Consider the following 13,050-nt stretch of genomic DNA (forward strand, 5'->3'; position numbering starts at 1 on the left):
CTTCCGCAAAAACCAGGGGGCCGTCTTCCCAGGGGCCGGGATTATCCGGTAGCCCGGGGCCTGACGTTGCTTCCTCTTCATCATATCGATGCCGCCTTCGGCGGACAACGGCATTCCACTGCTAGCCGTCGCTCCGGTCTCAGTCGGCATTGAGCCTCGACTCAGCGGACCAACTGGAGTCAGGAGTAACCTCGGCGGAAGAGGGAATCAGCCCCGCACGAACCGAAGGAGACATGATGACCGGCACCGAGAACACAGTCCTGTTGGCCATGGACTTCCAGAACGGCATCGCAGGTGACGACGCCTTCGCCTCGACCGGTGTGCTCGAACGCGCACGTGACGCCGTCGCCGCAGCCCGCAGCCACGACATCCCAGTCGTTTGGGTGCGAGTGGCGCTGCGCGAGGGGCATCCGGAACTGTCGGCAACGGCATCGTTCGCGCAGATCGCCGCCCACGGCGACCTTGACGAGACCCATGCCTCGACGAGCATCCACGACACCCTTGACCGGCATCAGGGCGAGCCGATCGTGACCAAGCGTCGCATCAGCGCCTTCACCGGCAGCGATCTCGAGGTGCTGCTGCGCGGCTACGGGGCATCGTCTCTCGTGCTCGCCGGAGTCGCCACGAGCGGTGTCGTGCTCTCGACGGTGCGCCAGGCCGCCGATCTCGACTTCGAGCTCACTGTGCTCTCCGACGCCTGCGCCGACCGCGACCCCGAGGTCCACGCGGTGCTCACCGAGAAGGTGTTCCCCAAGCAGGCGACAGTGGTCACCGTCGCCGACTGGACGGCCGGCCTCGCCTGAGCTCGGCAGCTGAAGGCTCGCGCGCGCCGACCGCTCACCTCGGCGCCCAGCGCTCACCGTATACGGAACTTGAGCGGTCGGCGAAAGGGCCGGAAGCTGACCTGCGCGATCGCCTCAGTAGGGCAGTGGATTCTCCAGTCCGGAGTTGACCATCGAGCTGAATCCGCGGCCGAGCACCTGCGGGGCTGGATTCTCGATCGCCCGCGAATAGTGGCCGACGAGCTGTGAGCACACGCTCTTCCAACTCCTGGCCTGCACCTGCTCACGACCGGCGACCCCGAAGGCCCGCCGTTTCGCCTCGTCGCCGAGGAGGTCCGCCGCATGCGCTCGCATGGCAGCGAGATCCTTCGGGGTGTAGAGCCACCCGGTGCGCGAGGAATCGACGAGGTCGAGTGGGCCGCCTCGGGCGGGAGCGATGACCGGCACCTCGGAGGCCATGGCCTCCTGAATCGTCTGGCAGAACGTCTCGAGCTCACCCGGGGCGACCATGAGGTCGAAGCTCGCCACCGCCTGGGCCAGGGCATCCCCGCCGAGGAACCCGGTGAAATGAGCCTCCGGCAGCAGCCGCTGCAGACGCGTCCGCCAGGGACCGTCACCGACGATGACGACCTTCGCCCCGGGCAGATTGGTGAGCGCAGCAAGGTCTTCGACCTGCTTCTCCGCGGCCAACCTGCCGACGAAGCCGATGATCTTCTCACCATTCGGGGCAACGCTTCGACGCCAGGCCTCGGACCGGTGACCCGGGTCGAAACGGGAGGAATCGACCCCACGGGCCCACAGTGCCACCTCGGCGACCCCGAGCCCTTGCAGCTGATCGATCGTGTACGACGATGGGGCCAGCGTCAGAGAGGAATGCTGGTGGATATTGCGGACGTGGTTCCACAGCATGGCCTCGATGCCGTGCATTCCGTACCGGGCGGCATAGGCGGGAACCTCGGTCTGGTAGATCGCCACGGTCGGCAGATTGAGTGCCTGGGCGGCGAGGACCCCGCGCCAACCGAGGACGAACGGGCTGGCCAGATGGACGACGTCCGGGGCGAACCGCTGCAGCAGCCGGCGGATGCGGGTGACGCCGCCGGGAGCGACACGGATGCGCCGATACTTCGGCAAGGCGATCGAGGGAACGCGGACGATGCGGGCACCGGCGACCTCCTTCGGACCGTCCCTGCGTGTGCCCGGAGCGATGACGAGGACTTCGTCGCCGCGGTCGGCCAGATGGTCGAGGACCCGCAGGAGTGAGTGGGTGACCCCATTCATATTGGGGAGGAAGGATTCTGCAATGATCGCTACTCTCACGACTTCCAGCTAAGGCCCGCCGAGTGACGAACGCATGACCCGAAGGCGACAGGTCGGCGACATCTGGCCGAAATCGGTCCGCACTCTCTGCGGTGACCGCAGAATGCCGGGGCCGGTGTCCGGGCGCGGTCCTTCTCGGTGACTCTTCTCAGTAGCCTCGGTGTCCGGATGATGACCTGTTCGCGACGAGTCTGAACCCCGCGTAAACTGAGGTGTCGGAAATGCTCGTGCAGCACATGGAACGAGGGGAATGGCCGTGGTCTGGTTCATCGTCGGCGGTTGCGTACTCGCCGCTCTCATCGTCCTCTTCGTCATCCTCACCGTCCTGCGCTTCAACCAGCTGTCCATGGCCCGGTCGCTGTGCGATGAAGCCAAGCGCCAGCTCATCGGCGAGATCCGCGCCCGCCACGCTCTCGTGCCGGCCTATATCGGCACCCTCCAGCAGATCGCCGGACAGGACCTGTCCCGGCTGGAACTCGCGCTCGCCTCTGCCGAACGCGCCCCCTTCGACCACCGCGGCGCTGCAGCCGAAAACGCCCTGACCGACGCCGTCGATGACGCCGCACTCATCCCCGCGGCGCTGACGGAGAGGTCCCTGACCTCGGACTCTGCCCGTCCCCAGCGGGCTGCGGTCAATGAGGAGATCGACACGACGATCCAGCTTCTGCACGGTCAGCTGCAGGTGCTCACCGAACGGATCCTCGCCGGCGCGCGTTTCTACAACACGAACGTCGAGCGCTATCACCGGCAGCGGGCGCGACTGGTCTCCCGCCTCTTCGGAGGGGTCTTCAAGCCCCGCGCCCCATTCACCGAAGCGATCGATGACGATGGCGGACCCGGAACGGCGGGCCCCGCCTCGGCGAGGATGACCCGATGACCCGCTTCCGCCTCGACCTGGGCTATCGCGGCACGGATTTCCATGGCTGGGCCAAGCAGCCGGGGCTGCGCACGGTCCAGGCCGCCATCGAATCCGGACTGGAGAGGATCACCGGCATCGAGGTGGCCACCGTCGTCGCCGGCCGCACCGACTCCGGCGTCCACGCCCGTCGTCAGGTCGTGCATATCGATCTGGGCGATGAGGCGATCGGCAAGCTCATCGGCCAGTCGAATCGATCCGCCGAGGCGGCCCTCCTGTCACGTCTGCGCGGAGTCCTGACCGCCGGTGAGTTCCACGACATCGTCGTCCACGCGGTGGCCGAGGTGCCCGAGGACTTCGACGCCCGGTTCTCCGCGCTGTGGCGGTCGTATCAGTACCGGTTGGCCGATCATCGGTCATTCATCGACCCGCTGCTGACGCAGGTGACGCCGCGGCACAAGGGCGAACTCGATGCCGAAGCCATGGCCGAGGCCGCGAGCGAGGTCCAAGGGCTACACGACTTCCTGCCGTTCTGCAAACCCCGGGAGGGCGCGACGACGATCCGCACCCTCCACGAACTGCGAGTCTCGCGCGATCAGGATGCTGTGATCACCATTGATCTGCGCGCCGACGCCTTCTGCCATCACATGGTCCGTGCACTCGTCGGCGGACTGATCAAGGTCGGATCCGGCAATTGGGCGGTGACCCGCCCGGCCGAACTCATCGCCGAGGCGGACGCCGGGCTGACCCCGGATGTGCCCATGTTCGTCACACCTGCCGAAGGACTCGTCCTCACCGAGGTCGGCTATCCGGCACCCGAGGACTACGCGGCTCGCAACGCCCAGACGATGGCCCGCCGCGACCAGGAATAGGCCGACGGTTCGGCAGGTCGCTGGCAGAAACATCAACCCGCAGCATCAAGCCGCCTTTTATCGCGCGAGTCGCGATCATGTGAGAATTCCTCTTTCCAGTTGTGAGAATCCTGTGTAGATTCACACTTAAGTAACTTTCAGTTCGCATTGGCACTGCAGGATGGAATCCGTCTTCAATCCCACCGGCACGGTTGATGTGCGCCTCACTGAACGATCGAAGGAACCGAATACATGTCGAAACTTGTGACCAAAGTGCTGGCCACGGGCGCCGCGGTGTCAATGCTGACTCTGCCCGGCCTCGCGCCTGCCATCGGGGCACCCTCTCTGGGCAACGGAAACTCCACCGACGACAGCGCCACGGCACCGAGTGAAGCGGCTCCCGCGGACCCCGACGAGTCGTCGAACGATTCGACCGACGGCAAGTCCGCGCCGTCGGACAACGCCGGCGACGAGCAGGATTCCGGCAGCGATGCGCAGTCGGCGCCCGAGGGCACCAAAGTTCAGCTGCTCAATATCACCGACTTCCACGGACGCATCTCCGAGGCAGGCACTCAGGTCGCCTCGGTCGTCGAGGAGGAACGAGCGAAATTCGGCACCGGCGGCGACAATATGGGTACCGCTCTGCTCTCGACCGGTGACAACATCGGTGCCTCGACCTACACCTCCTCATCGCAGAACGACACCCCCACGCTCGATGTCCTCAACGCCATGGGCGTCGAGGCCTCTGCTGTCGGCAACCACGAATTCGACAAAGGCATCGATGACCTCAAGGGAAGAGTGAGCGACGAAGCCGACTTCCCGTACTCGGCGGCCAACGTCTACGACAAGGGAACTCAGAACGTCGTCGACGGCCTCGACGAGTACTCCATCGTCGACGTGTCGGGAGTCAAGATCGCCGTCATCGGCGTTGTCACCAAGGACACCGCCTCACTCGTCTCACCGGACGGCATCGCCGACCTCGACTTCGGTGACCCCACGGACGCAGTCAACCGCGTCGCCGACGATCTCGAGAACCTGCCCGAGGACGAACGACCGGATATGACGGTCGTCGAGGCCCACCTCGGCGCGTCGTCGACCGAGAGCCTGGAAGACGCGAAGGCGTCGAACGCGGAGTTCAAGAAGCTCGTCACCGAGGCCGACGCCTCGGTCGACGCCATGTTCACCGGCCACACCCATTTGCCGTATGCCTTCGAAGCGCCGGTGCCCGGAGAACCCGATCGCACCCGTCCCGTCATCGAGGCCGGCAGCTACGGCGAATACGTCGGGCAGGTGACCATGAGAGTCGACGGCAACAGCGACTGGCAGGCCAGCGGCATCGATCTCATCGAGACCGAGGGCAAGAGCTATGACTCCGAGGTCGTCGACAAGGTCGCAGGCATCGTCAGCGACGCAGAGGAGAAGGCCAAGGAGCTCGGCTCGGAGGTCACCGGCACGATCAGCGAGGACATCACCCGAGCGAAGAAGGACGGCGAGGAGGACCGCGGTGCCGAGTCCACGCTCGGCAACCTCGTCGCCGATGCGCTCAAGGAAGGCGTCGAAGAGACCCAGCTGGAAGAAGCCGACTTCGGCATCACGAACCCCGGCGGTCTGCGCACCGATCTGCTCTGCGATGACATCTACAACTCCGAGGAGAAATGCGAAGTCACCGTTGCCGAGCTCAACAGCGTGCTTCCCTTCGCCAACGACCATGGTGTCGTGACGATGAAGGGTTCGGACGTCATCGGCCTCTTCGAAGAGCAGTGGCAGCCCGACGGTGCCTCCCGGTCGTTCCTCCACCTGGGCATCTCCGATGACCTCGACGTCGTCTATGACACTGATGCCGACAAGGGCGAGCACGTGAAATCCGTCAAGGTCGATGGCAAGGACATCGATCCGAACAAGGACTACCGGGTGGCGACGCTGAGCTTCCTCGCCACCGGTGGTGACAACTTCTCCTCCTTCGCCAAGGGTGATTTCGAACAGTCGGGACTCACCGACTTCGAGACCTGGGAGAACTACTTCAACAAGCACCAGGCCGAAGGCAAAGACGTCACCCCGGATAAGAACGAGCGTCAGGCAGACGCGGCCAAGGACGTCATCGACAAGGGTGATCTGAGCGCCGAGCTGACCGGGCCGAAGGCCATCAAGCCCGGTGAGAGCGCTGAGTTCGCGCTCAAGACGAACGCGAAGTCCGAGGTTGCGGGTCCCATCGACGTCACCGTCGACCTGCCGGAGGGCTATACCGCCGAGGCGGCCGCGCAGTCCGAGTCCCGGTCTGCTTCCAGCAGCGCCACCAAGGGCAGGGCCCCTGAGGTCAGCGCCGAGGCGGCCAAGACGATCACCCTCGATTCGATCCCGGCGGGGGAGTCCGAGACTCCTGTGACGGTGACCGCGCCGAAGGACGCCTCCGGTGAGGTGACCGTCAAGGCCAGCGTGCAGGCGAATTCCGATGGTCCATGGTGGGATGACAACCCGCTGCCGCTGGCGCATGAGTTCGAAGCCACCGCGGCAGTCGGTGACGATGCGAATGCCTCAGCCGGCGATGACGGTTCGGCCGACGGCGGCAATGCCGATGGTGGTTCCGCCGATGGCGGCGCCGCTGACGGAGGAGACATCGCGGCCGGCGGCAATGCCGATGGCGGAGACAGCGCGGCCGGTGGGTCGGACGGTTCGTCGAACGCCGGCAGTGGGGCTGACGGCGCGAATGCGTCTGCCGACGGTGGCTCGGCCGATGGCTCTGGGGCCGATGCGAACGGTTCGAAGGATGGAGGCGACCTGCCGCGCACCGGCTTCGAGACCGTCAACATCGTCGCCGCGGCCCTGGCGCTCATCGTCGCCGGCACCACTGCGGTCACGATCGTCCGTCGCCGCAAGCTCAGCCTCCAGAACTGAGCCAGGCTGTTCAGAAGCACCTGACACTCAGGCGAGATCATCGCCGAGACGGGCGGGGCCGGAGAGTTCTTCTCTCCGGCCCGCCGTCGTATACAGGCACATTTCTCGCGGAGCCATCCCGCACCCTTGGCGTCATCCCCACCCGGTAGTCGCACAACACCCCGGTGCACCGGGGTGTTGTGTCGCTGCGGGGGTGGTTTGCGAGGAAAGGTGGGTGCTGACGCTGCCGGTGGGTGATGCCGACAGTGTCAGGGGCGTGACGATGAATCGGAGCCGTCGGCGTCGGCCTCGGCACCGGAGTCGGCAGGGGCCGCGTCAGCATCGTCGGCACCGTCGCCGGCGGCCTCGGCCGCTGGGACCGGCGGGCGACCGGCGCGGAAGGTCTCGAGGTGAGTGAGCACCGGGACGAGGAAGAGGATGCCGACGGCCGGCACGACGATGCCCGAGTCGTTGATGAGAGTGCCGACTCCCAGCAGGATCGCGAGGCTGATCATCGCCGCCCTCAGCAGAGGGATCCGGCGGTAGGTGTCCTGGAGTCCGTGCAGTCGGAAGCGCGCTGGATCGAGCGCCATCCAGAACACGCCGATGATGACCAGCGGCAGCACCAGAGTCATCCACGACTGGGTGAGGATGTCGATGTTCATCCCGATCTTTCGAGCCAGAACGCTGACCGCCTGACCGCTGATGATCGAGTCGAAGAACCGTCCGAAGTGCGTGCGCTGATCGGCCGGGCGCAGCCAGTCGAGGAACAGCACGGTGAGCATGACGAACCCGGCGATGCCCACCGTCAGTCCCAGCCGTTTGAGCGAGAACCGGATGCTCGCCGCGGCCAGAACGAGGTAGGCGACTCCGATGATGAGGGTCGGTACGGACCCGAACTTCGTGCCCAGACCTGGTGCTGCGAGGATGACGCAGGAGGCGAGCACGGGAACGGTGACGATGAGGACCCGATGCAGCGGCTTCGTCACCAGAGACGCGAACCCTGCGACCGCCAACAGCAGCGCACAGCAGTACAGCGCCAGTGCCGAGTTCCCGATCCCGTAGAACCGGGAGGCGATGAGCAGGGGCTCACCCAAGAGCGTCGACATCTGCAGCTGGGATCCGGTGACGACGTCGTAGGCGAGCACGGCGACGGTCACGGTGGACACGAAGAGCACCGGCCCGAACTTGTGCCGCCGCCAGGGGCCGAGGAGCGCCAGCACCCCGAGCAGCAGCGCCCACCCGGCCAGGGCTCCGAGCATCGCGATGTCCGGATTCGTCGCCCGCTCCCACGGCACGGTATTGACCAGATACGTCGAGATCGGCATCGCCGCGAATACGACACCGAGGCGGTACGCCCCGGAATGGACGAGCTCCCGGTGGTTCTTCCGCATGAACCACGCCAAGGCCAACAGTCCGATCATGAGCACGGCGACCACGGGGAAGAACCACGTCGACAGATCGTTCTGCGTCTTCACCGCCACCTGACGATCGAGGACTGCCTGATAGCGCGAATGCCAATCGGACCCATGCGCCCCCGAGGTCATCGGCGCCCCGGCCGCATTGTCCATCTCCTCGGCACCGGACAGTGCCACGAGCGTCGGTGCCAGGTCGGGCACCTGCACCAGTCCCGGCTGCCGCGTCGACGAGGAGGTGAGCAGTCCCGCCTGCTCGCCCGGGGCGACCATCATCGTCGCCTGCATCGACGAACCTTCATGCGTGCCGTCGGCGATCGATGAGAACACCACGGGAACGCGTCCTTCGCCGAGGCGGTTCGGCTGATCCGCGCTCATCCATCCCGTCGATTCGAGGATCTCCCCGACCTGAGCGTCGAGGCTCTTCAGCGAGTAGCCGTCGGCGGCGGTATTGCCGAGATCGACGAGCGTGAGCTCGCCGTCTGCGGTCGATTTCGCGACGTCCGCTCCAAGGTCGGCTCCGACGGGCGACCAGTTCTCGACGCGGCCGGTTGGGGTGGCCGCGGCGATGGCGGCACCGTTGCCGAAGGCGCGGATATCGGGCACTGCCTCGGCCAGGGCCCCGAGGGAGGCATCGTAGTTGTCGCCGCGGGCCACCTGCGCGTACACGTCCCAATCGGCGACCCAGCCGTCGAGCGGAGATGCCGGTTCGCGGCACTGATCGCGGGGTTCGTCGGCGGCTCGCCGCCCGGATCCGAGCCCCAGCCAGCCGTCGACCGGGCAGCTCGTCGAGCGCACGCTGCGCGGTGTGATCGTCCCGATCTGCCCGCCCTTCATCATCACCCACAGGTGCGGTGTGGTGCGCGGATCGAGGTCCTCGAAGCTGAACCCGGAGACGCTGATCGACACGACCCCGGGACTTGCCGAGGTGGTCCCGCCGTCGCCGTCTTCCGAGGCCGGAGCCGTGCCCCCGTTCCCGCCCGCCGCCTGGGCATCGGCTCGAGCCGACGCACCCGCGGCCGCATTCGCGCCCGCCGCCTGGGCGTCGGCCCGTGCCGACGCGCCCGCAGCAGCAACCGCGTTCGAGCTCGCGCCCGGGACCGCCTGCCCGGCTTGGGGCAGGCCGAGGACGAACAGGGCGATGGCCAGGATCCCGAGCAGAACCCGAGCGGCGGGGGAGGTCACGGGGGCTCTCATCGGTGAGCCTCCTCGGCGTGCTCAGCACTGAGCGCCAGCAGGAAGGGCAGCAGAACCATGGCTCCGGTCGAGGGCACGGCGACCCCGGAATCGGTGAGCACGAGCCCGACGCCGAGCCCGGTGGCGGCGGCCAGGAATCCATAGTGCAGGTCTGAATCGGTGAAGAGTTGGGGGAGCCGTCCGCGCCATTTGTTGACCAGGCGCCCGGTCCGGCTGCCGGCGTGGACGCGGGGGAAGTGGAGGAAGTAGCGGAGGAAGATGAGGATCGCGATGGCCGCAAGCGGGGTGACGATGGCCAGAGCCGGATTGACCTGGATGATGTGGAGGTTCGCGCCGAGCTTGCGGCCGACGACCTGCAGGGCCTCACCGGTGACGATCTGGTCGAAGAACGTGCCGAAATGTGAGCGCGCCCCGGCCGGGCGCAGCCAGTCGAGGAAGGCGATGCCGATGAGCACGGCCAGCGAAGACAGACCGATGAGGGCGAGGCGCAGCAGAGTCAGTCGGATCTTCGACAGCAGTGCCAGCAGGACCATGAGTCCGGCGAGGATGGCGATCGTGCCGCCGAACTTCGCACCCCAGGAGGGGTTGCCGGAGACGAACACGGCGGCCAGTCCGACGACGACCGGCACGATGATCACGGCTTTTCGGTGGCCCCGCGTCCGCAGCCAGGACACCACAAGCCCTAAGAAGATGAAGAGGCTGACGATGAAGATCGCCGCACCCTGATTGCCGAGTCCGTAGTAGCGGCCGCCGACGATCGGGTTGTACCCGAGCAGCGAGTTCGCCTGCAGATGGGACCCGGTGGCCAGGTCGGCGGCGAGGATGAGCAGGTTCGCCCCGGCCAGGGCGCCGACCCGTCCTCGCCAGGTCCGACCCCATGGCGGGATGAGGGCAAGGACGAACAGAACGGCGGCCGTGCCGATGACCGAGAGGAACAGGCCGAGCCCGGGATCGGCCATCCTCGACCAGGGGAGGAGCCCGGCGAGGAACGCGCCCATCGGCAGGGACGCGACGCCCAGGGACACCCACCCGAGGAAGCGGTGGACGTGGGACGCTCGGGTGGCACCGCCTCGGCGGCCGAGGATGGAGCGGTTGAGCAGGACCGCGCACGCGATGAAGAGGATGTAGAAGATGACGTCGAGGGTGATGGAGAACGTCGAGAGATTCTGATGGATCGTCGTCGACTTCTGCGCCTCGGCGACGAGATCGTCGATGCGCTGCTGCGGATCATCATCGGTCGGGGTGGAGTCGAAGCCGACGGCGCGCGGGGAATCGACTTCGAGGACATCGAGGATGCCCGGCGCCAGATCGGTGATCTGCAGCAGCCCCGGGGTGCGGGTCGTCGCCGAGGACAGGGACCCGGGTTCGAAGCCGGGCCCGGACGCGATGAACGCGCGCAGCTGCGGCAGACCGGAACTGTCACCGAGGCCGGCGACGATGATCGTCGGATCCGCGGCCCCGTCCTTCGCGTTCTCCCGCACCTCCTGCAGGCGCACGCCGAGGCGGCGGTCGGCTTCGGCGACTCGGGTCTCCCGGTCGTAGTTCGGCGGAACGGTATAGGAGTAGTTCGGGATCGGGTCGAACAGCCAGGAGCGGATGCCGATCGCGCCGAGGTCGACGACGCCGAGGCGGCAGTCCGTGGCCAACGCATCGTCCGTGAAATTCGTCACCACCCCGTCTTCGTCCGCGGCGGCATATGCTGCGCCGGGGCCTTCGGCTGCGACGCAGGGTTCGAGCAGGGAGTCCGCATCGGTTGCGTCGGTGCCGGCGGGCACGGCGCTGCCGGCTTCTGTCACGGCGCGCGCGAGCATGCCGTAGTCGACGGAGTAGCCGGAGCCGATATTGGGTTCCTTGACCGCATCGAAACCTTCGATCCGAGCCGTCGTCGTTCCGGCCGCGGATTCGTCGCCATGAGCTTCGTCACTGTTCGCCGTCTCCTTCGCCGAGGCGGCCCCGTCCTCGTCGTCCACGGAACCGTCCGTGGTGGGGGCGATCATCGTCGGGCAGCGGGCCGAGTCATCGGGGTCGGCATCCTCGGCGATGGGGGAGGGACCGGCCTGCGCGCGGGCGCCCGCGCCGAAGGACAGCCAGCCGGAGGCGGGGCAGGTCGCCGAGCCGATCGTGCGCACGTTGAGGTTCGCGGCCGCGCCCTCGGAGAGCAGACGAAAGAGGTTCGGAGTGCGCTCTGGGTCGATATCATCGATGGTCAGACCCGGAATGCCGAAGACGACCGTCTGCCCAGCCGGGGGCCTGCCGGTGTCAGTGGACTGCGTGGAGGACGCATTCGCGTTGGCCGAACCGTCGGTCGGTGCCATGCTGTCCGTTGATGCCGAGCCGTCGGTTGATGCCGATGCGGAGGAGGGGCCGAGTCCGAGGCCCGCCGTCAGGAGCCCGACCAGGAGACCCAGCATCAGGAATCTCAATGCGGGAAGTCGGAAGGGCAGGCTGGAGTGAGTCGGCACAGATCAATACTATCGGCTCGGGTTTCAGCTGGCCCTGAGACCGCTCTGGGCGTTTGCTCCCCGGGGCTGAGGGCATGTATATTTGATTGTCGTTGTGTGTGCTTGTCGCACTCCCTTACATAGCCTCATGCGTTGCAGGCCCGTAGGTGAGGGGAATGCGTCGATAGGTTCACCCGATTGAAGACAACCAGCGCTTGAGACCCATTGGACTCACGACCCGATGAGGATCCGGCGCTGCACTGAACACAGATACGAAAAGAAGGCTACTTTTGCGTACGTATACAGCTAAGCCCGGTGACGTTGAGCACCAGTGGCACGTCATCGACGCCACTGACCAGGTGCTTGGTCGCCTTGCTTCGCAGGTTGCACGCCTCCTGCGCGGCAAGCACAAGACCACGTTCACTCCGAACACCGACACCGGTGACTTCGTCATCATCATCAACGCCGACAAGGTCGCGCTGACAGGTGCGAAGCTCGAGAAGAAGCGCGCTTACCGCCACTCCGGATACCCCGGTGGCCTCAAGAGCGTGAACTACGCCGAGCTCCTCGCCACCCACCCCGAGCGTGCAGTCGAAAAGGCTGTCGCCGGTATGGTCCCGAAGACTCGTCTCGGACGTGCCCAGATGCAGAAGCTGAAGGTCTATGCAGGTGCCGAGCACCCGCACGCCGCTCAGAATCCGCAGCCGTACGAACTCAGCCAGGTCGCGCAGTAAGCGCCTGAGCTCTAGACATACCGAGGAGAACCGTGGCTGATACCACCAACGCGACAGAAACTGTCGAAGAAGAGATCACCGAATACACTTCCGAGACTCCCGCATCCGCTGGCCTGGGCGAAAGCACCGCCGGCGGACGTGGACAGTCCCTGACCGCCCCCGGCAACGGAGTCGGCCGCCGCAAGCAGGCAATTGCTCGTGTGCGCCTCGTCCCCGGCACCGGTGAGTGGACCATCAACGGACGTACTCTCGAGGAGTACTTCCCGAACAAGCTGCACCAGCAGCTCGTCAACGAGCCCTTCACCCTGCTGGACCTGGGCGGACGTTTCGACGTCATCGTCCGGATCTCCGGCGGTGGACCCTCCGGCCAGGCCGGCGCCGTCCGCCTGGGCGTGGCTCGTTCGCTCAACCAGATCGACGCGGAGTCCAACCGCGCCGAGCTGAAGAAGGCCGGATACCTCAGCCGCGATGCTCGCGTTCCTGAGCGCAAGAAGGCCGGTCTCAAGAAGGCCCGTAAGGCACCTCAGTTCTCGAAGCGCTGATCTCGCTGGCGAACCGACTGCGGCTGGTCTGCCACTGAGTCGCA

Annotated in this window: 9 protein-coding genes; 6 read left to right on the forward strand and 3 right to left on the reverse strand. The window is 66.3% G+C overall.

The genetic code is table 11. From position 1 onward, the window contains the following. Positions 1-233: 233 nt before the first annotated feature. Complete coding sequence (locus tag HIM68_RS06585; RefSeq protein ID WP_244882205.1) at positions 234-803, forward strand: cysteine hydrolase family protein; 570 nt, start codon at positions 234-236, stop codon at positions 801-803. A gap of 114 nt (positions 804-917) precedes the next feature. Here the strand turns inward: HIM68_RS06585 and HIM68_RS06590 are convergent, their stop codons facing one another. Further along, complete coding sequence (locus HIM68_RS06590) at positions 918-2,099, reverse strand: glycosyltransferase family 1 protein (protein ID WP_172170798.1); 1,182 nt, start codon at positions 2,097-2,099, stop codon at positions 918-920. Positions 2,100-2,349: 250 nt separating this feature from the next. Between HIM68_RS06590 and HIM68_RS06595 the strand changes: the two genes are divergently transcribed. From HIM68_RS06595 to HIM68_RS06605, 3 genes are all read left to right on the forward strand, one after another. After that, the gene (locus HIM68_RS06595; RefSeq protein WP_172170800.1) at positions 2,350-2,976 is read left to right on the forward strand and encodes a LemA family protein; all 627 of its coding nucleotides are present in this window, start codon (positions 2,350-2,352) and stop codon (positions 2,974-2,976) included. Next, a complete protein-coding gene (gene truA / locus HIM68_RS06600; protein WP_172170802.1) occupies positions 2,973-3,827 on the forward strand; it encodes a tRNA pseudouridine(38-40) synthase TruA in 855 nt (284 codons plus the stop codon). Before HIM68_RS06595 ends, truA begins: the two co-directional genes overlap by 4 nt. Positions 3,828-4,058: 231 nt before the next feature. After that, positions 4,059-6,698, forward strand: a complete 2,640-nt coding sequence (locus HIM68_RS06605) for a bifunctional UDP-sugar hydrolase/5'-nucleotidase (protein ID WP_172170804.1) — start codon at positions 4,059-4,061, stop codon at positions 6,696-6,698. 248 nt (positions 6,699-6,946) lie between these two features. Here HIM68_RS06605 and HIM68_RS06610 read toward each other — a convergent pair whose 3' ends face one another. Further along, positions 6,947-9,289 (reverse strand): hypothetical protein, encoded by a 2,343-nt coding sequence (locus HIM68_RS06610; protein WP_253903787.1) that lies wholly within the window; start codon positions 9,287-9,289, stop codon positions 6,947-6,949. After that, positions 9,286-11,604 (reverse strand): hypothetical protein, encoded by a 2,319-nt coding sequence (locus HIM68_RS06615; protein ID WP_172170806.1) that lies wholly within the window; start codon positions 11,602-11,604, stop codon positions 9,286-9,288. Before HIM68_RS06615 ends, HIM68_RS06610 begins: the two co-directional genes overlap by 4 nt. 416 nt (positions 11,605-12,020) lie before the next feature. On the opposite strand from HIM68_RS06615, the gene rplM reads away from it, so the two are divergent. Next, positions 12,021-12,464 carry a 50S ribosomal protein L13 gene (gene rplM, locus HIM68_RS06620; protein ID WP_101554123.1) on the forward strand — a complete coding sequence of 148 codons (444 nt, stop codon included), beginning with the start codon at positions 12,021-12,023 and terminating at the stop codon, positions 12,462-12,464. A 32-nt stretch (positions 12,465-12,496) separates the two neighbouring features. Further along, complete coding sequence (gene rpsI / locus HIM68_RS06625) at positions 12,497-13,006, forward strand: 30S ribosomal protein S9 (RefSeq protein ID WP_025779545.1); 510 nt, start codon at positions 12,497-12,499, stop codon at positions 13,004-13,006. The last annotated feature ends 44 nt before the right edge of the window (positions 13,007-13,050 follow it).

It is taken from the genome of Brevibacterium sp. CT2-23B, from assembly GCF_013168765.1.
In the GTDB taxonomy this organism is placed as follows: domain Bacteria; phylum Actinomycetota; class Actinomycetes; order Actinomycetales; family Brevibacteriaceae; genus Brevibacterium; species Brevibacterium sediminis.